The organism is Aliirhizobium smilacinae, assembly GCF_006335145.1.
GTDB lineage: Bacteria > Pseudomonadota > Alphaproteobacteria > Rhizobiales > Rhizobiaceae > Neorhizobium > Neorhizobium smilacinae.
The window spans coordinates 44,816-65,765 of record NZ_VDMN01000001.1 but is presented as its reverse complement, the minus strand read 5'-3'; the positions used below and the strand labels follow the sequence as shown (position 1 = coordinate 65,765).

Annotated in this window: 18 protein-coding genes and 1 tRNA gene; 11 read left to right on the top strand and 8 right to left on the bottom strand. The window is 59.2% G+C overall.

The window, feature by feature from the left end; all coding sequences use genetic code 11:
* Positions 1 to 37 precede the first annotated feature (37 nt).
* Positions 38 to 490 (bottom strand): RbsD/FucU family protein, encoded by a 453-nt coding sequence (locus FHP24_RS00295; RefSeq protein ID WP_139671251.1) that lies wholly within the window; start codon positions 488 to 490, stop codon positions 38 to 40.
* 185 nt (positions 491 to 675) lie between these two features.
* Between FHP24_RS00295 and FHP24_RS00290 the strand changes: the two genes are divergently transcribed.
* The 8 genes from FHP24_RS00290 (at position 676) to FHP24_RS00255 (ending at position 8,897) form a co-directional block, all read left to right on the top strand.
* Positions 676 to 1,920, top strand: a complete 1,245-nt coding sequence (locus FHP24_RS00290) for an aminotransferase-like domain-containing protein (protein ID WP_139671248.1) — start codon at positions 676 to 678, stop codon at positions 1,918 to 1,920.
* A gap of 136 nt (positions 1,921 to 2,056) precedes the next feature.
* The gene (locus tag FHP24_RS00285; RefSeq protein ID WP_139671246.1) at positions 2,057 to 3,037 is read left to right on the top strand and encodes an ABC transporter substrate-binding protein; all 981 of its coding nucleotides are present in this window, start codon (positions 2,057 to 2,059) and stop codon (positions 3,035 to 3,037) included.
* 11 nt (positions 3,038 to 3,048) lie between these two features.
* Positions 3,049 to 4,743, top strand: coding sequence for an ABC transporter permease (locus tag FHP24_RS00280; RefSeq protein WP_139671243.1), 1,695 nt, complete (start codon positions 3,049 to 3,051; stop codon positions 4,741 to 4,743).
* Positions 4,731 to 5,759 (top strand): ABC transporter ATP-binding protein, encoded by a 1,029-nt coding sequence (locus FHP24_RS00275; RefSeq protein WP_139671240.1) that lies wholly within the window; start codon positions 4,731 to 4,733, stop codon positions 5,757 to 5,759. The genes FHP24_RS00280 and FHP24_RS00275 overlap by 13 nt, the downstream gene beginning before the upstream one ends.
* Positions 5,760 to 5,817: 58 nt before the next feature.
* A complete protein-coding gene (locus FHP24_RS00270) occupies positions 5,818 to 6,927 on the top strand; it encodes an endonuclease/exonuclease/phosphatase family protein (protein ID WP_139671237.1) in 1,110 nt (369 codons plus the stop codon).
* Positions 6,924 to 7,670, top strand: coding sequence for an NUDIX hydrolase (locus FHP24_RS00265; RefSeq protein WP_246091551.1), 747 nt, complete (start codon positions 6,924 to 6,926; stop codon positions 7,668 to 7,670). Before FHP24_RS00270 ends, FHP24_RS00265 begins: the two co-directional genes overlap by 4 nt.
* A 66-nt stretch (positions 7,671 to 7,736) precedes the next feature.
* Positions 7,737 to 8,654, top strand: a complete 918-nt coding sequence (locus FHP24_RS00260) for a PhzF family phenazine biosynthesis protein (RefSeq protein ID WP_139671232.1) — start codon at positions 7,737 to 7,739, stop codon at positions 8,652 to 8,654.
* Positions 8,655 to 8,821: 167 nt separating this feature from the next.
* A tRNA-Lys gene (locus tag FHP24_RS00255) sits at positions 8,822 to 8,897 on the top strand.
* Positions 8,898 to 9,208: 311 nt separating this feature from the next.
* Here FHP24_RS00255 and FHP24_RS00250 read toward each other — a convergent pair.
* From FHP24_RS00250 to FHP24_RS00235, 4 genes are all read right to left on the bottom strand, one after another.
* Positions 9,209 to 9,784: a hypothetical protein gene (locus tag FHP24_RS00250; RefSeq protein WP_139671229.1), complete on the bottom strand. Its 576-nt coding sequence runs from the start codon at positions 9,782 to 9,784 to the stop codon at positions 9,209 to 9,211.
* Positions 9,781 to 10,548, bottom strand: coding sequence for a DUF2092 domain-containing protein (locus FHP24_RS00245; protein WP_246091550.1), 768 nt, complete (start codon positions 10,546 to 10,548; stop codon positions 9,781 to 9,783). The genes FHP24_RS00250 and FHP24_RS00245 overlap by 4 nt, the downstream gene beginning before the upstream one ends.
* Before the next feature lie 285 nt (positions 10,549 to 10,833).
* Entirely contained in the window at positions 10,834 to 12,750 is a 1,917-nt protein-coding gene (locus tag FHP24_RS00240; RefSeq protein ID WP_139671227.1) for a mechanosensitive ion channel family protein, read from the bottom strand.
* Entirely contained in the window at positions 12,747 to 13,547 is an 801-nt protein-coding gene (locus FHP24_RS00235) for a hypothetical protein (RefSeq protein WP_139671224.1), read from the bottom strand. Before FHP24_RS00235 ends, FHP24_RS00240 begins: the two co-directional genes overlap by 4 nt.
* On the opposite strand from FHP24_RS00235, the gene FHP24_RS00230 reads away from it, so the two are divergent.
* The 3 genes from FHP24_RS00230 (at position 13,501) to FHP24_RS00220 (ending at position 16,945) form a co-directional block, all read left to right on the top strand.
* Positions 13,501 to 14,016 (top strand): hypothetical protein, encoded by a 516-nt coding sequence (locus FHP24_RS00230; RefSeq protein ID WP_139671221.1) that lies wholly within the window; start codon positions 13,501 to 13,503, stop codon positions 14,014 to 14,016. The genes FHP24_RS00235 and FHP24_RS00230 overlap by 47 nt on opposite strands.
* Before the next feature lie 149 nt (positions 14,017 to 14,165).
* On the top strand, positions 14,166 to 15,842 hold the full coding sequence (locus FHP24_RS00225; protein ID WP_246091549.1) for a hypothetical protein: 1,677 nt from the start codon (positions 14,166 to 14,168) through the stop codon (positions 15,840 to 15,842).
* 113 nt (positions 15,843 to 15,955) lie between these two features.
* Positions 15,956 to 16,945 (top strand): SphA family protein, encoded by a 990-nt coding sequence (locus FHP24_RS00220; RefSeq protein ID WP_139671215.1) that lies wholly within the window; start codon positions 15,956 to 15,958, stop codon positions 16,943 to 16,945.
* A gap of 71 nt (positions 16,946 to 17,016) precedes the next feature.
* Here the strand turns inward: FHP24_RS00220 and FHP24_RS00215 are convergent, their stop codons facing one another.
* From FHP24_RS00215 to FHP24_RS00205, 3 genes are read right to left on the bottom strand one after another with little or no spacing between them, the layout of a single operon-like run.
* Entirely contained in the window at positions 17,017 to 18,477 is a 1,461-nt protein-coding gene (locus FHP24_RS00215) for a DUF1254 domain-containing protein (protein WP_139671212.1), read from the bottom strand.
* Positions 18,474 to 19,919 carry a DUF1254 domain-containing protein gene (locus tag FHP24_RS00210; protein ID WP_394344579.1) on the bottom strand — a complete coding sequence of 482 codons (1,446 nt, stop codon included), beginning with the start codon at positions 19,917 to 19,919 and terminating at the stop codon, positions 18,474 to 18,476. Before FHP24_RS00210 ends, FHP24_RS00215 begins: the two co-directional genes overlap by 4 nt.
* Positions 19,920 to 19,944: 25 nt before the next feature.
* The gene (locus tag FHP24_RS00205) at positions 19,945 to 20,898 is read right to left on the bottom strand and encodes an HAD family hydrolase (RefSeq protein WP_394344605.1); all 954 of its coding nucleotides are present in this window, start codon (positions 20,896 to 20,898) and stop codon (positions 19,945 to 19,947) included.
* Between the last annotated feature and the right edge of the window lie 52 nt (positions 20,899 to 20,950).

Genomic DNA, 20,950 nt, shown 5'->3' with positions numbered 1-20,950 from the left:
CACCGCGCAAATTCGAATTTGCGCGGTGTATAGCGAATCAGGCCTTGGGCGGAATGACGCCATTGGTCAGAATGAAGCAGCCGTAAAAGCGGAGTTCGCCTGTCGCGATGACGCAATAGGCCTGTTTCGCCTTTTCATAAAAGGCAAAGCGCTCGATCCCGTACATGGGCGCGGACTGGCCTTCGGCAGCATCGATTTCGGCCTGTATTTCCTTCTGGATCGCCGGGATCGTATCCGGTTCGCCGATGACCTCCATGCGCCCGACAGATGGCTGCAACGGAGTGTCGAGCGGGAAAACCGAAAGGATGGCCTGCATGGCGCGGGGCGCCGAAACGTTATCCATTCTCAGCAGTCTGCCGAGTGTTGTCTGGCGGGCAGTCGAATCGGCCGGAAAATTCCCGTCGGCGATCACCAGCGTATCGCCGTGGCCCATCGATCTTAAGGCATAAAGGACATCGGCGTTGAGAGCCGGATCCAGGTTCTTCAGCATTCAGTTCCTCCTCCATGGCGGGCAAATATGCCCCCGCTACGATCGTTAGCATAGGTGCAAGCAACTGCGTTTGGGAAATGTCATGGAGACAAAAAACTCGTTTTAGTCGATAGGTCAGCATTGCTGACCTGTCGAAATTTATGTAAACGGATCGCAACAAAATTGAAATAAGAGGAAACATACCCATGCTTGATTGGGAACATATCTTCGCCACGCGCTCCAGCCGCATGAAGGCTTCGGAAATCCGCGAGTTGCTGAAACTGCTTGAACAGCCGGACATCATCTCGTTTGCCGGCGGTATTCCAGACCCGGCTTTGTTTCCGGCGGAAGAGTTCAAGACGGCTTATGCCGACATCTTCTCCAGCGCGCAGGTGAATTCGGCGCTGCAATATTCCGTCAGCGAAGGCTACAAGCCGCTACGCGACTGGATCGTCGAGGACGTCGCCAAGATCGGTATCGACTGTACCGCCGACAACGTGTTCATCACGTCCGGTTCGCAGCAGGCGCTCGATTACCTCGGCAAGCTTTTCCTGTCACCGAAGGATACGGCGCTGGTCACCTGGCCGACCTATCTCGGCGCACTGTCGGCCTTCAACGCCTATGAGCCGAACTACGACCAGCTGTCGTTGAACGGCAACCGCACGCCGGAAGCCTATCGCGATACCGCGTCCAGGCTGGGTGGTTCGGTCAAGTTCGCCTATCTCTCGGCCGACTTCTCCAACCCGACGGGCGAGACGATCGACCTTGCCGGTCGCGAAAAGCTTCTGGAACTTGCCGACGAGATGGATATCGCCATCCTCGAAGACGCGGCCTACCAGAACCTGCGCTTCGACGGCGAGCCCGTTGCGCCGATCCTCTCACTCGACATCGCGCGCAAGGGCGGCATCGAGAATACGCGGACCATCTACAGCGGCAGTTTTTCGAAGACGCTGGCACCCGGCCTGCGCGTCGGTTTCGTCATCACCGCCATGCCCGTCATCCGCAAGCTCGTGCTGATGAAGCAGGCTGCCGACCTGCATTCCTCGACGATCAACCAGATCGCCGTCGAGCATGTCGCATCGCGCGGATTTGCCGAACAGGTCGCCAAGATCAAGCGCGTCTATAGCGGCCGCCGCGATGCGATGCTGGCGGCACTCGCCAAATATATGCCAAAGGGCACGACCTGGACCAAGCCAGAGGGCGGTATGTTCGTCTGGATCACGCTCCCCGAGCATCTGGATGGTGCCGAACTGCTTGCCAAGTCTCTGGCGACCGAGAAGGTTGCCTTCGTGCCGGGCAAGGCATTCTACGCCGATGGCAGTAATGCCAACACACTGCGTGTCAGCTTCTCCTGCGCCAACGACCAGATGATCGACGAGGGTATCAAGCGGCTCGGCCGGTTGATCACGAATGCCTCGGCCAACGAGCATGAAAGCCTTCCGATCATCTGATCGATAGTCACAAAAAAGGGCGGATACACACTGTGTCCGCCCTTTTTTCGTGGGAACTTCCGTGGACGTCACAGCTTGTCACATGAGTGTCGTTGAATGTGTGTTTAAGCGCGTCAGCTCAAACAGGATAACCCTCATGAAAAAGCTTCTGTCCACCTTTACGGCGCTTGTTGCGCTCGGTTTCTCTGGCGTCGTGAACGCGGCTGATCTCGTGATCTATACCAGCCAGCCGAATGCGGATGCACAGGCGACGATCGACGGGTTCAAGGTTGCCAATCCGGGCGTCGACGTCGAGTGGGTTCGCGATGGAACGCCGCAGATCATGGCGAAGCTCAACGCCGAAATCGCTGCCGGTAATCCGGTTGCCGACGTTCTGCTGATCGCCGACACCGTCACGCTCGAGCGCATGAAGCAGGCCGGCCAGCTGCTCGCCTACAAGTCGCCGGAAGCCAAGAATTTTGATGCCGCTCTTTATGATGCCGACGGTTATTACTATTCGACCAAGCTCATCACCACCGGCATCATGTACAATACGCAGGCCGCGATGAAGCCAACGAGCTGGGCGGATCTTGCCAAGCCGGAAGCCAAGGGCCTCGTCACCATGCCGAGCCCGGTTGCTTCGGGTGCAGCTCTCATCCATGCGCAGACGCTTGCCGCTGTCGACGGCCTTGGCTGGGATTACTACAAGCAGCTGAAGGACAATGGCGCGATTGCTGCCGGCGGTAACGGCGGCGTGCTGAAGGCGGTTGCCTCGGGCGAAAAGGCTTACGGCGTCGTCGTCGATTACATGCCTATCCGCGAGAAGGCCAAGGGCGCTCCGGTCGAGTTCGTTTTCCCGAAGGAAGGCGTCTCCGCTGTCACCGAACCGGCCGCAATCCTGTCGTCGACCAAGCATCAGGACAATGCCAAGAAGTTCATCGACTATCTTCTGTCGGAAAACGGCCAGAAGATCGCCGCTGGTCTCGGCTATATCCCGGCCCGTAACGGCATCGACCTGCCGGCCGGCTATCCGGCACGCAGCGAGATCAAGGTTCTGCCGCTCAACGCTGCCGATGCGCTGAAGAACTCGGAAAAGGACGTGAAGACGTTCTCCGATATTTTTGGCACCAAGGGCTGATATAAGGCCTCATGTTCCGATCTCAGAATCGAGGAAACAGCCAGCCACGCTGGCTGTTTTCCTTTGTCGTCGTGGTGATCTTCTTCCTGAGCGTTCTTCCGCTCGGAAGGCTTGCCATGACCGGCATTTCATCTGCCTTTCAGGGCGGTGCCCGTGAATTGCTGTCCGATCCGGCCGTCTGGCAGGCGGTCTATGACACACTTACCACGTCCCTTCTCGGCATGGTCGCAGCGGTCATCCTCGGCGGCGGTTTCGCGCTGTTGCTGACCCTGTTCGACGTACGCGGCAAGACGGCCCTCGGTTTCCTCTTCATGCTGCCGACGATGATCCCGCCGCAGGTGACGGCGCTTGCCTGGATCGGCATGACCGGCCCTTCGAGCGCACTCCTGAAGGCAATCGGCATGGCGCCGCCACTGGGTTCGCCGCAGCCGCTGTATTCGATCGGCGGCATCGCTCTGCTTTACGGCGTGCAGAATGCGCCGCTCGTCTTCCTGTCGCTGCGCGCCGGTCTTCTGGCGCTGCCGCGTGACGGCGTCGAGGCGGCACGGCTTTCGGGTGCGTCGTCCTGGCAGGTGCTGAAGGATATCATTCTGCCCTTGTCACTGCCGGGTTTCGTCGCAGGCGCGGCGATCGCCTTCGTCTCCTGCGTCGGCAATTTCGGCATTCCTGCGATCCTCGGCATACCGGCCTCGATCTATACGCTGCCGACGCTGATCTACACGAAATTCGCAGCCTTCGGCCCCGGCACCTTCGCCGATGTCTCGCTGCTTTCGGGTCTCATCGCTATCCTGTCCGTGATCGGGCTGACCGTCGAGGAGCGCGTACTGCGCGGCCGCGATTATCGCGTCATCGGGCTTTCCGGCCAGGTGGCGATGTTCCGGCTCGGAAACTGGCGGCTGGTCGGCGAGCTGATCCTGTGGCTGGCTATCGTTATCACTCTCGTCATGCCGCTGACGGCATTGATCGCAAGCTCGCTGGCGCCGGCCTATGGCGTTCCGCTGACATCTGCGACGGTCACGCTGGATGCCTATCGCGAGGTCCTGTTCAAACAGGCGATCACCCGCACGGCCTTCTTCAATTCGGTCACGCTGTCGCTGGCGACTGCTATTGGTCTCCTCGTGGTGACCGTGCTGACAGGCTATTATCTGGTGCGCTCGAAAAGCCGGCTGGCACCGGTGCTATCGGCGCTGGCGGAAATTCCCTATGCGCTGCCGGGCATCGTGCTCGCGGTCGCGCTGATCCTCGTGTTTGCCGCACCGATCCCGATCATCGGCGTTTCCATCTACGGCACGATCTGGATCATCCTGATTGCCTATTTCTCCAGCTTCTTCGCGGTCAGCCTGAAACCGGTGGTGAGTGCCTTCCGGCAGCTCGACCCCTCGCTGGAAGAGGCGGCACGGCTTTCCGGTGCCGGCTTCGGACGACGCCTGATCGATATCGTCGTGCCGCTCGTGGCGCCGGCGGCGGGCGCTTCCGTCATTCTCGTTTTCCTCATTGCCTGCAACGAGCTCACCGTCTCGGCCATTTTATGGTCGGCCGGCACTCAGACACTCGGCGTGGCGATCTACAATCTCGATGACAGCGGCAGCTTCAACCTTGCTGCAGCACTTTCCGTCCTCGTCGTCATCATGGTGATCGCGATGATGCTGGTGCTGGAACTGATGGCGAAAAGACTGCCGAAAGGTGTGGTACCGTGGCGAAGCTGATCCTCAACCGCCTGTCCAAGGCATTCGAAACCGGCGGCCGTCCGGCCGTCAACGACGTATCGCTGACCGTGCGCGACGGTGGGTTCCTGGCACTGCTCGGACCGTCCGGCTGCGGCAAGACCACCGTCCTGCGCATGATTGCCGGTTTCGAGCAGCCGACCGACGGCTCGATTCTGCTCGGCGACCGGGTGCTTGCCGATGCGGGCGAGATGGTGGCGCCGGAGCACCGCAACATGGCGATGGTCTTCCAGTCCTATGCGCTGTGGCCGCATATGAGCGTTGCCGACAATGTCGGCTATCCGCTGAAAGTGCGCGGTGTCATCGGTGAGAGACGCCGGAAGAAGATTCAGGAGGCACTCGCCTCCGTGCGTCTCGAAGCCTATGCGGATCGCCGCCCGGCCGATCTTTCTGGCGGTCAACGCCAGCGGGTGGCGCTTGCTCGCTGCCTCGTGACCGAACCCGATGTCGTGCTGCTCGACGAGCCGCTCGCCAATCTCGACCGGCATCTGCGCCAGGAGATGGAAGAGACTTTTCGCGAGTTTCATACGCGCTCGGGTGCAACGATGATCTACGTTACCCACGATCAGGCGGAAGCCATGGCGTTGGCAACTGATGTGGCGGTGATGTCGGAAGGCCGGTTGCTGCAGGTGGCAAGCCCGCAGGAAATCTATGCACGGCCGGAGGGAAGGCTGGTCGGCGGACTGGTGGGGCAGGGAGCGATCCTCCGCTGGCCTGCAGCGTCCGTGGACGACCGATTGCTCGACTGGGAGGCGCTGCAACAGCTGCTGAACAACGCCCATGCTGCCGACTACGCGGATATACTTGTGCGACCGCAGGATATCGAGATTTCTGCGGACGGCATGCCGGCCACGGTGACCTCGGTGCTGTTCGAGGGCGAGCGTTATGCGCTGAAACTCGCGCTTGGCGACGAGCAGACCTTGCGCGCCTTCAGTCGTTTACCGGTCAAGGTGGGGGATGCGGTTTCGATCGTTATCCGTTCGGCCTGGAGGCTTTGACAGGTAGCCAGCCACATTTGTGCTGGTTAAGGTGCCGGACGTAATAGGGAAATGATGCATGTCTCTGCGCCTCGGCACCTTCAATATCGAAAACCTGATGACACGCTTCGATTTCTCCGGCTGGCGTAACCGCCTGCGGCAGGACCGCGTCCTGCAGCTGTTCGAAGTCGGCAGCAAACAGGAATACGAGCAGCTTGAACAGGCGCGGCTGATCGCCGAGACGGACGACACCCGCCAGCTTTCGGCGCTCGCCATCGCCGATGCGGATGCCGATATTCTCTGCCTGCAGGAAGTCGACAACATGCCGGCACTGCAGGCCTTCGAATACGGTTATCTCTACCGCATGGTCGGCAACGGATACCTGCAAAAATTCCTGGTCGAGGGCAATGACGGTCGCGGCATCGATGTCGCGCTGCTGATGCGTGAGGAGACACGGAGCGGCCAGAAAATCGAGGTGCTCGACGTGCGCAGCCACGCCATGCTGACCTATCAGGATCTTGGTCTGTTCAACGACGAACTGGCGCTCACCAACCGTCCCGCCGACAAGATCTTCAAACGCGATTGCCTCGAACTGGACCTGAGGATCGGCGGCAGACCGTTTTCGCTCTATGTCGTGCATTTCAAATCGATGGGCAATGCGCGCGATAACAAGGACGGACGCGTCGGCACAATGGCCATCCGCACTGCCGAGGCGAAGGCCGTTCGGCACATTATCGAAAAGCGATTCGGCGCGGATCGCGTAGGCCAGATGAATTTCGCCATATGCGGCGACATGAACGATTACCAGGAGCGGGTGAAGGTGATCGGCAACCGCCGCACCGGCTATCAGTTCGAACCCGTGACGGAAGAGGCCAGCGCACTCGACGTCTTCAGCCACGACGGTTTTGCGCAGAACGTGATGACGCGGCGCGACGTGATGGATCGCTGGACGCTCTATCATGCCCGTGGGCCGCAGGAACAGCATCTCTGCCAGCTCGACTATATCTGGCTGTCGCCAGCGCTGGCAGAGGCCAATCCGTCCGCCGTGCCCGATATCGTCCGCAACGGCCAGCCGTTCCGGACCATCTTTCCGCCGGGCCAGGAGATCGAACGTTTTCCACGCATCGGCTGGGACAGGCCCAAGGCATCCGATCATTGCCCCGTAGTTCTGGAGTTCGATCTTTCATGACGACGACATCTGCTGGCAAGCCCGATGGCATCTGGCCGCCACCGACGGATCCCGTTCGCATCGATGGCTTCGACCTTTCCGTCGTGGATGGCCCCCATCCGCTTCATGCGGCGCATGAACGGGAAATCGAGGCGAACTGGGTCGCGGAAGCGAAAGCCAACCCGCATCTGTTCAATGGCCAGATGGTGCTGCAGCGGCATCTTGCATACGACGATGGCGTCATTCGCGGCATGGCTCACGTCATTCCCTATTCGACGCTTCTTTGGTGGCGCAAGCAGCCGGATCCTCAAGGGGCGCTGCACCTTTTTGGCTTCCCTGTGCTGGTTTCGTCAGACGGAGCCATAATTGCCATTCGGATGAGCACCCGTACCGCCAATCCGGGGCAGGTCTATTGCGCGGCCGGTTCGCTCGATCTGAATGACATCGTCGAGGGAAAGCTGGATCTTGCCGGCAATATGTCTCGGGAAGTGCGCGAGGAAATCGGGCTGGACCTTGGCGAGGCAAAGGCCGATCCGCATTTTTATGCCAGCCACAAGGATAACCGGATCGTCGCTTTCAGGCTTTATCACTTCCCGGTGACCGCGCCGGACCTCAAGGCTCGTATCGAGACGCATATGCTGCATGACGTGGAGCAGGAGATCGACGGCGTCGTCATCATCCGGTCCCCAGACCCCACAGCTCATAACTACAATCCCTTGATGCTGCCGATCCTGGACTGGTTTTTCGACACCGTACGCAATTAGCTGCCGCCTTGCGCACGCGCGTTTGGTCGGGCAGGGTGCGACATGCTCTTGAAGGGGAGGAGAGACGTGGCAAGACGTTATGCCATCTACGACGTTTTCACCGATCGGAGACTTTCCGGCAATCCACTCGCGGTGATCTTCGACACCGAAGGGCTTTCGGATGAGGGCATGCAGGCGATCGCGCGGGAAATGAATCTGTCGGAAACCGTCTTTATCTGGCCGGCGGAATCGAATGGCCATTCGGCGAAAATCCGCATTTTCACTCCGGGGAAAGAGCTGCCTTTTGCCGGACATCCGACGGTCGGCGCGGCGATTGCGCTTGCCGAGCGAGATCACCAACCGGGTGTGACCGAGCTCGATGTGATGTCGGTGCTCGAAGAGCAGGTCGGGCCAGTGCGTTGCGCGATAAAGATGCGCAGGGGCGAGGCGACGTTTGCCGAGTTCGAACTTCCAAAACGCCCGATCAGGATCGACATCCCGCTCGATCGGGAAGGCATCGCCGACTCGATCACCGTCAAAACCACCGATATGGCATTCGAAAACCACACGCTGTCGATCTGGACAGCCGGTGTTCCGTTTCTGCTTGTGCCGTTGCGCAATCTTTCGACGGTGCAGAACCTGGAGTTCGAATCGACGCTTTGGGAACGCGTGGCACCATTCGTCGATGGCGCGCTGGCATCGGCCTATGTCTATTGCCGGGGCGGCGTACACCATCAGGCGAAATTCCATGCGCGGATGTTCTCACCGGATATGCGGATATGGGAAGATCCGGCCACCGGCGCTGCAGTTGCCGCGCTGGCGGGAGCGATCCAGCAATTCGACGCCTTGCCGGACGGCCATCATCCGATCGTCGTCGAGCAGGGGCTCGAAATCGGCCGCACATCCTTCATTCATCTCCATATCGATTCAAAGGGTGGCGAGATCGCTAAGGCGCGCATCGGCGGGCAGGCGGTGAAGGTGGCGGAAGGCATTTTGGAAATCTAGTCGAGTGCAAATTTGCTAAACCCCGGAAAACAGGGGCTTTTGCCGAAGTTGCTGATTTTTTTGAGCAGTTGCACAAAGAAAATCATTCTGACCGCTAGACAAGCCAAAAGAACCTCTTTATACGCCCCTTCACACCGGCGGCGCAGGCCACTTACCAAACCGGTTTCGGGTGATTAGCTCAGTTGGTAGAGCAGCTGACTCTTAATCAGCGGGTCGTAGGTTCGAGCCCTACATCACCCACCATTTCAATTGCTTAGCTTAAAATTTAAAGGTCACTTTGCGGATCTGCCGGGCTTTTAAAGTTCTTTCAGTGTCCGTTCCTTGAGCAGTCCCGTCGACGACTTTCTGGCCGGCTAGACACTGTTTGCGGATTATCGATTCGGCCTCATTTTGAGTATGGCCAGAAATCTCCGAAATAAGCTTTATCTTCTCATTGTACGGCCGATCTAGGCTGGATTAGGCAAAGGTGATTACTGTTCCGCGAAGATCTTGCTGTCGATGACCATTCGAAGCGCACCGAACGACGACATTGTCGCCGTTCGGTAGCCGTCGATTCAGTGCGGATTCGCTACCGCAACATAGACCACGACATGGCCATCGTAGCGCGGCTCGAACCAGTTTCCGCTGCAGTCCCTGTACGAAATCCCACCAACCACGACCGTGGTGCATTCCGGAGGTAGCGTGGCAATGATCGTGCCGACGGTAACCGCAGCCGCCGCGCCCCATACGGCGGCAGGTCCCCAGTAGCCCGGCCAGTAGGGGCCTGGTGGCGGTGGATGCGGCGGGCCTGGTGGGTATGGGCCAGGTGGCGGCCCCGGCGGATGCGGGCCTGGGCCTGGTCCGGGACCGGGCGGGTGCGGATGATGTCCCGCCGGATCTGGCCGAGGCGTCGGCGTTGGATGAGGGCCAGGCCTTGGATACGGCGGATGTGGGGCGACCGCAGGATGGGCGCGGGGAGCGAAATGTGTCGGCGCATTGTAGCCGTGGAAAGATCCGCCATGCATCCCGCCCCCGCCGAAGTTCATGCGCGGCATGCGGCCGCCAAACCCGCCGCGAGCATCGGCGTATTGCGGAGCCACAATCGCGGCGGCGATAAGCGTGTAAAGGAAGAGGTTTGGGCGTCTCGTCATTTTTTGTCCTCCTCGCCCAGGAAGCGGATTTTCGTTGCCCCGTCGGCTGGCTTGAACTGAAACACGTTGTCATCGATCGTCGCTGTTTCCGTCCAGTCGAGCACTGAAGTGATTCTTGGACGGGTGAGATCATCCCGATCGACCAGCGATATCTTCAGTGGAAGCGGGCTGCCCTCGGTGGCGATCCAGATTTCCGCGTCCTGGTCCGACCCGCGATAGGCCCAATGGTCGGTCTCCTTGCCATCGACATAGGCGTGTCCGACGAAGAAGCCTTCTTTGATGATGTCGATCGGGGCATCAGACGTGCCCCACGAGAACAGGTCGGCCAGCGGGAACGTCAAATCGTATTTTTGGGCGGCTTCTTCCAGCATCGCCTTGATGGTCACGGGGGCGTGCGCTTGGGCGTAGACGTTCTGGTCAGGAGACGCATAGACGACGGTTTTGCCGTCGTAGACCAGCTCGCCGTGCACGGAGTCGGTGGCGAGGTCGATCCTCAAATGGTCGGGACGTTTCACTTCGTATGTCGCGGTGCCGCCGATCTCCAGCTTCTGATCGTCGTCCAATACGACCTCGGTTGTCGTCGTCGCTTTCAGCGAGAAGGTCTGCAAAGACTGCAGGTGTTCACCCATCGTCTTCAATGCCTCGATTGATCCTGGTTCGATGCGCGGCTCAGGCGGTGGCCGATCCTTCGCCAGAACGCCACCAGCCAGCAACAGCACTGCTGCTGCGGACACGGCGAGGCACTTCGATCTCGATGACAGCATGATAGTCTCCCTTTCATCCTGAATGCAGGCAAGGCGACGCTAGGCGGGGCGAGGGTGCCGCTGTGAGTACGCAACGGTAAAAGCGGATGTAAATATTAGTGGCGTCGTGGAAGTTCTCTGGCGAGTTACGGCTTCGCTCGGTCGTGCAAACCATCGATTGAAGAAAGCGCACGCGGAAACGGTCGCTCTGTGCGCATGGTCACACAGGCTGAGATGCCCATCAGCTTCGGGAACGGGCCACTACCCATCCATTCGCATCCGCTTGTAATGACTGGGGGTTCTCCCTCAAGTCTCCGTCGCAGCGGCCTTGGCTTGCTGGAGCCGGGTGACAGTCGATACAGCCGCAGCCGCCTGCCTCTCGTCTCCGCCGACCTGCACACTCGGCGTTGCGAATTCTATGTCGTTTTCCGTGAATGCTTCGCGGATCAGTGCGTAGGCCTTACGCCGGATGGTGGTCGTCTGTCCCGGCCTTAGCGTCATCCCGAAAGAAAGTACTATCCCGTAATCTCCGAACTCCTCGACACCTTTCATCTTCAAGGGTTCGATGAACAGTGGCCCGAATTCGGGATCGGCCTGCAGGATGGCACCGATTTTTTTGGTCAGCTTGCGCGCCTTCTCGATGTCAGTGCTGTAGGCGACCGAGATCCTGAATTTGTCTACGGACCAATCCCTGCTCATGTTTTCGACGGCGCCTAGCTCTCCGAACGGCACGGTGAACACTGGTCCCCGATGATGCCGCAGGCGGACCGAGCGCAGGCTAAATCCCTCTACTGTCCCCTTGTAGCTTTTGGCCTGGATGTATTCGCCAACCCGGAAGGCATCGTCGAGCATGTAGAAGACGCCGCTGATCACGTCCTTGACCAAGGTCTGTGATCCGAAACCGAGAGCGACTCCGAAGATTCCGGCTCCGGCGATCAACGGGCCGATCTCGACGCCCAGCTCGGCAAGCACCGTCAGCGCGGCGACGACAAACACGACGACTGCGATGACATTGCGAAAAATTGGCAGCAAAGTGTGCAGCCGTGTGGCCGCCGCGGCATGGGCGGGCGCGTCCTCGCCTGCAGCTTGGGGAGCCTTGATCCTCTGCTCGATTGCCGTCCCCGCCAGATGCCAGACGAGGTCGGCAAGCAGCAGCACCACGACGCTCTTCAGCGCTCCGGACAAAAAGGCCGCCACTTCCGGGTTCTGGTGCGCGAGTGAGTTCGTGTCGACATGCCAGACGAAGGCCAGCCATCCGACCGCAATCAATGCGACAACAGCGCGTGCACCTCGGACGAGCAGCACCTTGCGAAGGGGGCTGTCCTCCCCCAGTCCCGCTGCGTTGGTTGCGGCCCCCACGGAGCGCAAAATGGCGGGAAGAATGAATGCGTAGACGCCCAGCCAGAATAGACCAGGGAGGTCGACGCACCACAGCAGCCAGATCGCTACGATGGCGAGGCAAATAGCGGCACGCACTGCCGGACGCTTATTTGCAAGCCTCCCGGCGCATTCGACCGCCATTGCCAGTAGAAAGACCGAAAACAGGTAGGAGATCGCGTCGCGAACGGCCAGATCGACACCCAGCCCCTTTCCTGCAGCAGCAGACGCGACCGCAAACGTGGCGACCGCCACGAAGAGCCGCACGCGCACTCGCAGCTGCCTGTCCATACCAACAAGGTCGGCCGCCGTCGATGCAATGCGATAGACGACGAACGCTGCCAGATAGGCTGCCATAACGACGCGGCCTAGGGGAGGCCATGGGAACGTGAAGAACACGATGGCCATCGCCGCTGAAAAGACTCCGACTGGCAGGAATTGGTCCAACAGCCCGTCATTCGTCCGTCGCCTTTTAAACCAGGTTTCGGCAGCAATGCCGACCAGCATGACGGCGAACATCATCGGGAGCACGGGGGCGTAGCCGCGCGAAAGGGCATCTTGCCTGACGCGTTGCGAGGAAGCGGCGACCTCGACGGGAATACGAGGGATCGCGGATATCGCGGCATCGATCCTTCCTCGTGTCGCCGTCTCCCAGATCGCAACGCTCGACGCCTGATCTTTGCTCAAAGTCGTCGTGTTCGGACGTTGAGACAACCAGGTCTGGATTTCCGGGTCGCGCAACAGTTCCAGAAGCTGGTCGACCTTCGGCTGGCCGACGCCTGGCGAAGCGCTTTGGGCAAGAACTGGCGACGCCAGCATGATGAGCAGAAGCGATAACCATTTCATTGCGAGGGCTTCCGGATCGGAAACTGGAAGTTCATGCCGGCGAATATCTGCCAACGCGGCGCGCTGCCCTCGTTCCAGACCGTGTATTGCGGCTCAACGAAGGCATTCAACGTCACGCCCTTGTCGAGCTGGAACACCTTGCCCACGCCAAATCCGACCGGGATATAGCCGTCGCCACTCTCGAGGTCGAAGTTCCAGGTCGCCGACGAGCGTAGATACCACCCGCTGCTCAAGTTGATGTTGGCAATCGGCTCAAACGTCAGAAGGCTGACATCCTCGCGGTCGCTCTGCCCCGCGAAGGATGCCTGGTATGTGGCAAGGCCTGCAAGCAGGCCCCAGCTTTGCGGCGCGACCACAATGCCTGCAGCGCCCGCCTGCCATTTACCTGCGCCCAGGAACTGGTCCGTGGCGGTCGGAAGCACCACGAGCGGACCGGCTCCCAACGTGATGTCTCCCTGCTTCGGCAGAATGAAGATGTCCATCAACGTCAGATCGCCGAGGCCTGTGACATAGCCACTCGGAACATCAGGCGAAGTGGCGATCGGGAGCGTGAAGCGCAGGAGTTGGGGAAGTCCGAACATGTCGGACGGAACGAGACCGCGGATCAGGAACTGGTTGGCACTCGGATCGCCGGGCGTGTCCTTGAAGCTCGGAATGAAATAGTCCTGCAGGTTGATGGTGATCTTGGGTGTGAGGGGATTGTTGGCGGCGTTTACATCCTCGTGTTCCTGCGATGCGGCGGCGCTCGCCATGACGGTCGTGGCAAGCAGTGCGGTGATTGCGGTCAAAGGTTTCATCAACATCTCCATCAGCATGCCGAAGCAAGCACAGATTCCACGGTCGAGTGAGTACGCAACGGTAACAGAGCCCGGACGAAAGGCCCGCCGAGCTCTGTTACCGTTGCGTACTTCCCGCATTCCCGAGGAAAACTTATGGTTGTTGATCAAAATTAGACACGGAGGGCCGGATGAAGCGATGAGCGACGCACAGGAAGGAGGCTCAATCCTTAAAGGCGCGGCACAGAAGGGACTTCTGAAGCTCATGATGAAGCTGCCCAGCGTTCGCGAACAACTTCAAACGATCGTTCGACAGCGTTCGACATTCAGTGAACTGCTGTCAGCCTATGGTGAGGCGACGGCAATGCTGGACCGCCTGGAGCGCGGACGGGAACGCGACGAAGCCATGATCCTCGAATACCGAACAATATGCGCTGAGATCGAAAACGACGTCATGACGGAATGCCTCAAGCACAGCCACCTTAAATAGCGCGTGCCAGAAACCGACATTGTTTCGGATTTATTAGTGATCGCTGTTGCAACTTCTTGTCATTCGAGCGATATATGCCTTTGGTCTACTTTAGCTTTACAATCCATTGCGGTGGGGCGGCGATGAGTAACGGCCGACAAGAGACTGAATTGGGCGATGTCAGCCTTTCGGAAGCTGAAACGGAATTGGAAAGGCTGCTGGCCGACCCCCGGTTTCACGCGACCGACCGTGCCAAACGCATTTTCCGCTACGTCGCCGAAAAGTGCTTCGAGGGAGAGACCGTCGGAGTGAAGGCTTACGCGATCGCGCTTGACGTTCTCAACCGCCCGGAGCGCTTCGACACCAATTCCGATCCTATCGTCCGCATTGAAGTCAGCCGTCTTCGCAATGCGCTTGCCAATTATTATGAGGCCTACGGCAGCGAACTGGCCTTGATCGTCAGCCTGCCTGTCGGGCGATACCTTGCCGTTTTTACCCGTTCCATCGCGGTTTCTGCGCAGGGAAAACACAGTGTGACTGAAGTCACAGGCGAGCCTTTACAGCTTGAGACGAAGCCGTCCACTGTTCCAGTTCACCGGACATGGCAAATTTGGCTTCCATACGGGGTGGCGGCTACGGCACTGCTGTTGATGGGGTCTGCCTGGGTATATGTGGTGCGGTCACCGGACCTTACTGACCGCCCTTCGGTATCGCTTTCCATGAGTTCAGCGGACGACCAGCACCTCACCGAGGCAGATGAGACCCGCCGTTATCTTTCCGCGGCCTTATCGCAGTTCCGCACTCTGGACCTCAGCGCAAGCACATTCGCGTCGGCGAGAGCAGCCCATCCCGCCTATGAAATCGAAATGAAATACTACGCCGACGACGACAATCGCACGGTTTGGTGGCAGGTGGTTGACCGGAGAAATAGTGACATTCTGAAATCCGGGCTTGAGCAGGTGCAGACCAACGGGCGCAGTGACATCTCGGTCAGGGATGAGCTGGTTTCCGCTCTTGCCAAGCGTTTTGCGGCCTCACGAGGCGTCATCAGCAATCTTGAGGCTCACGGCGACGCGAGCGGTCGATCTCTCGGGAACGCCTGTGTCCTTCGAGGGGAAATAGCGCTCGCTGAAGGGGGACGAAAAGGCATCGCGGCGGCTCAGCCGTGTCTCGAGCGCACCCTTGTCCGGCAGCCTAACAATGCCGACGCCATGGCAATCCTTTCTCGTACCCTGGTCGCCAGCACCGGTGGGGATCTGGCCTCCACGGACTTTACTTACGCGGCAACGCTTGCCAACCGGGCCGTCTCCGTGGACTCCGGATCGGATCGTGCATACGTCGCTCTGATGATGGTCCAGTTTTATGCAGGCAAGACCGAACTTGCCATCGCAGCAGGCAACAGGGCCCTTGCAATCAACCCTAACAATCCGGATGTGCTAGCAAAGCTTGCTGGTGTCCTCTACAGCGCGGGCTTCGAGCAAGCGGCGGTTTCCCTTGCCGAGGACGCCTCCAAAAACATCGACGCGATGCCATGCGACGCCGCCATCGTACTTGCGCTCGATGCTTACGGCCGCGGGGACTGGCAGAATGCATCCCTGCTGGCAGAGCAAATAAACTGTAGCGACCTTGTTGTGCGCGCCATTCGGGTCGCAGCGCTCGCTGAGATGAATTCTCCGGAAGCGGGCCGAAGCCTTGCCGATCTGACGGAAGCGACGCCTGCCTACCTAACTTCCGTACGGACTTCGATGGAGCACCATCGGTATCCGCCCGGGGTGATCGCCGAACTTGAAGGGGGACTGGCGAAGGCGGGGAGGGCGGGCGAAAGGGTCATGTCCTCAAGAGACTGAGGTCGATGTTACAGCGGTTGTAACCGTTGCGTACTTGTCCAGGACACCTTGTCTGTCATCTTTTCCAAGAGGCGCAGGGCGTTTCGCAGAACCATGCAGCGACGGGGAGCAAAATGAGTATTACCAGACTTTTCCGCCATGCCGCGCTTGTTGCCGGGGCGGCCGTGTCGATGCCTGGCTTGGCGCTAGCCGCCGAAAACGGCGCCGGCTTTTATCTGCTGGGAAGCAAGGGGCCGGCAGCGGCAATCACGCCGCCGCCGGGCGTCTATTTCCAGAACGACATATGGATCTATTCCGGTAATCTTGGAGGAGGTCGCGCGCTGCCCCGTGGTGGCCAAGTCGCCGTAGGCGTCGACGGCGATGCGGTTCTCGAAGCGCCGACTTTCCTTTGGGTCCTGCCCGAAGAATTGTTCGGTGGCAGCGTGGGCTTGTCGGCGACCATACCTTTCGGCTGGATGAAGACCTCGGCCGACCTCACGCTCACTGGACCTGGTGGCGGCGTCCTCGGGGGTAACGTGACGGATACGGTATTCACGATCGGCGATCCGCTGGTCGGCGGCGTGCTGGGATGGGAGGCCGGAAATTTCCACTGGCAGCTCGGCACGATCATCAACGTGCCCATCGGCGATTACCAGAAGGGAGAAATCTCCAACATCGCCTTTCATCACTGGGGTGCAGACGTCTATGCCGGAGCGACGTGGCTCGACCCAACGGTTGGCCTCGATCTTTCCGGTGTCGTCGGCATGACCTTTAACGCGGAGAATCCGGCGACGGACTACCGGACGGGCAACGAGTTCCACTTCGAATGGGCGGCGGTGCAGCATTTCAACGAACAATTCGACGCGGGCTTAGTCGGTTACGCCTACCAGCAGGTGACCGGTGACAGCGGCGACGGCGCGACGCTTGGCGACTTCAAGGGAAGGGCCTTTGCGATCGGCGCAACGGTTGGCTGGAACTTCAAGGTCGGCGAGATGCCTGTCTCGACGCGCATCAAGTATTTCCATGAGTTCGGCACCAGGAACCGTGCGGAGGGTGACTCCGTTTTCCTGACGGTGTCGATCCCGTTGTCGATTACCAAGCCCATGAATATCGCCGCGCAGTAACCACGGCGGGCGAGGTTCACTTCTGCTACGCCCACCATTCTTACCATCACTCCGCCTGCGGGTGGATATCGTCAACTGCGGCGTTCGATGTCGGGGAGGCGCCAGCTCTTGTCGAAGAATGATTCGGTCGGGCCGTACCAACGAAAGTAGGCGAACCAACCACGGCCGGGGATAGTCTTGACCCAGTTCACGTCATCCTTCGGAGGTTTCGGACCGAATTGGATGTCGATCGATCCATCGGCGTTCAGCGTAAGCTTGTCATGGCTCGAAACGCCAGCCTTCATCGTGTCGGTCTTGATCATCGACCGTGTCATTACATCGTAAACCGTCGCGGCCCAGAACTCCTTGGCCGGAACATTCGCCGGGATGTGGAGGGTGTAATCATCGCTGCCGTTGAGCCATGCTCCGCTTTTGTCCTTGGCAGCGCTCATGTATTGAGATCCGGCACCTGGAATCTTCTTCACCATCCCCTCGGCGGTCGTTATCGCCTCGAAAGTATAATCGGTCCGTTCATCGAGCTGGGTGTAGTTCTTGGATTCTTGTGTGGGATCGAGCGTAAGCACCCATTCCCAATGCGTGCCCGGATAGGATGAGGCATTGTCGAGGCGTGGAGCCATGCTCAGTGTCTGCGCCATCAGGAACCCGACCTGCGCGGCTTCGGTGAGTATCTTCTTCTGGCGGACATCGGGATTGAAGGTCTTTCCCTTCTCGATGCCAAGAGGCTTCAACATGGCATGGAAGAAGCGGTCGCGTTCTTCTACCGTTTCCCGCTCCAGCACCCCCGCGAGCAGCGCCCAGTATTCGTAGCCCTTGGGGGGTATCGAATTCAGCGCGCGATTTCCTGCGTGGACCACGCGCGTCTCGGGAGGATTTTCCGCCTTCGACAATGGATAGGCCTTGATTTCCGCCAGAGTTTCGACGGCGGATTTGATGTCGCCATCCTTCACGAATGCCCGACCGATGAACATCGTCTGGTTGGTCTTTGAGCGTGCGACGAGATATCCGTCCGGAATGGGGCCATCATAGCCGGGAGGGAGAAGGAGAAACTTGCCGCCCTTTCCCTTATCGGGGCCAAATGGACCAACTTCGACGACAGGTCGTTGCCAGAAGTCATCGATGACACCGTAGACCCCTTCTGGCGAATCGATCACGACAGGTCCGTCGCGAGCGAGATCCGAGAAGACGGCCGCGTAGATCGTGGTGTTGTTGCCCGTGAGAGCGACGGCAACCGGTGTGGTGTACCCGTCGACCAGACTGACTGCATTGTAGTCGACACCCCAGTCGCGTTTGTTGGCGGCACGGATTGCTTCCATCGAGACGATCGGCGTCGCCCATATGTAGGCCTGGGTGGCGCGCTGGAAATCGAGTTCGTCATAGAGATTTTTGACAGAGCTGCTGCTCGGGTAGCCACCCTGCAATTCGATCTTGCCGATATGTGTTTCGATGCGGCCTTGAAGGACGTCTTTGGCTAAACCCGTCGTGGCCGTCAGCGCGGTCGCCAGTCCAGCCGAAAAAACGATGGTTTTGATCATTTCGTGCCTCTCTTTCTAACGACATCGCGCACTCGTTCGACATCGGAAAGAACCCATGTCTTGTCGAACAATGCCTTGGTGGGTGCGTAGAGCCTGAACATCAGCTCGAAGCCGCGGTTGGGATCGGTGGGTATCCAGTTCGCGTCTTTCCCCTTCGGCGCTTTCGGGCCAAGGTAGAGATCGACCGACCCATCGACGTTCTTCACAAGCTCGGGGATCTGCGACGAGCGGCTTGCCCGCGGCATGTTCTTGATGAGCGCGTGGGTCTTTCTGTCATAGGCTGTCAGCGACCAATACTGTTCGATTGGGACGTTGGCAGGCACTGTGAGTTTGTAGGTGCTTGCCCCTTCGAACGGCCTGCCATCGTCGTCGTTTATCGAGATCAGGTAGAACTGCCCGGTACCCAGGCGCTTGATGCCGATGTAACCGTAACTGTAAGTGAGGCCCCGAATGTCGACCGGGTAGGCGGCTGGCTCGTCGAATGACGCAGCGGCCGCTTTCACTAAAACCGGGTTTGCCGGATAGTTCCAGCTTCCCTTATCATAAAAGGGAACGAGCTCATGGTCGTACTTCCATTGAAGCCATTGCCTGGCCTCGTCTATTCCCGCTTTGAGCTGCCGGCGTGTTCCAGCCGAGGGCGAGAACGGCTTGCCTTTGACGATCCCGAGCGTCGCGAGCTGATCCACCATCGCCTTGTCGCGGGTCAGCCACGGTTCATGTTGAATAATGCGGTCCAGCGAGGTGAAGAAGCTCGGGTCGTACCTAATCGTGGAATCGAACAGGACCGACTCCGCATCGGTAAAGATTGTTTCCGGCGGCGCTGCAGCCTGCGACAGCGGATAAACCCTGATCTTCTTCGCATAGTCCACCGACTTCGCGACATCGGCGTCGCTATGGCTTGAAAGGTTGGATCGCAGCAGCGCGTATCCACCGAAAGTGTTTGACTTCAGGGGAATGAAGCCATTGGGGATCGTTCCGTCGTATCCGGGAGGCAGAACCACGTATTTGCCGCCCTTGCCCTGATCGGCACCCGCCGGACCGACGTCCTCGAGCGGCACCTGCCACGTATCGACGATATTGCCGTTGATCGAGCCTCCGTCCGCGGGAGGCACCTCAATGACGATCGGGCCGACGTCCTTCGTATTGGTGAAGACCATCAGATAGATCGCATCAGGGTTGGGCGTGAGCGTTTGGTTATGCCAGTCGAGCGGGCGCGACCAGTATACGATCTGGTTCACCTTGCCATCCGTTTTTGACAGCATTTCCTGGAGCATTAGGTCATAGTTGACAGCCGGAATGCCCCAGATGACAGCTTCCACCGCACGCCGCTCGATGGCTCTGCTGGCGAGTTCCGATGATGAGAAATCCTTGGCCGGCAAGGCTGGTGGCAATGCCAGCAAGACTGATATCGAGAGGCTTAATTTCCAGGCGCTGATGTTCACGACGTGGTCCTCCTCGGGGCGAGTTCTAGTTTTCGAAGGCGTAGATTTTCCTCCAGTCGTTCTTCATATCGACCACCAGCCAGTTTCTGCGTTCGGCTTCATTCAGCGTCTTGTCGAGCTTGCCGAACGCGGACTCGCGGTCGTAGGCATATTCCCGCTCGGCGTCGGTATGGTGCACGATCATAGCAAAGCCCGGCCCCTTTGCGGCCGTGACCCACCGCAGCATTTCGTAATCGCCATCGGAGTTACCCGCGACGAATATGGGCTTGCGGCCTATGAACTTGTTGATGCCAGCGGGCTTTCCGGGACCGTCGTCGATGAAGTCGATCTTCGGAAGCCGCCTCAGTACGGGAATATCGCCGACGATCGCATACTGTGTGGTGATGGTGCTGCCGACGACCTGCTCGGGAGGGATGCCATAGGCCTTTTCGGTGATCGGGCGCATGAACTCCACGCCGCCGCCGGAAACGATGTAGGTCTTGAAGCCATTTTCGCGCAGATAGTCCAAAAGTTCCCGCATCGGCAGAAAAGTCATTTCGTCGAACGGCTTCCCGGTCTTGGGGTGTTTCGCGCCCGTGAACCAATCCGTGACGATTTTCTCGAACTGATCGGTTGTCATCCCCGCATGCGTCGACATGCCCAGATCGACCAGGCCCTTTTCTCCACCCCTGGCAATGCCCTTGAGATCGCCAGCAAGGATGCTCTTGAAGGGTTCCTTGCTCTTCCACTCCGGATGCTGTGGAGCAAGGGCTTTCACCCGGTCGATGATGAAGGCAAGTTGAAAGTAATAAGGCTGCTCGGACCAAAGGGTGCCGTCATTGTCGAAGACGGCTATTCGCGCCTCCGGGGCGACGAAACCTTCTCCGCCCTCCGTGGTTGTCGCCTTGACGAAGTCAACGATGCGCTGCTTCGAAGCCGTGTCGTTCCAGGACGGGAGGACTTGCTGTGCCGTTGCCGGAAGCACTCCGGCGATCAGCATTGCGATCCCAAGCAGTGGCGGAGCCAACGACCGAAATGCGATCATAGGACTG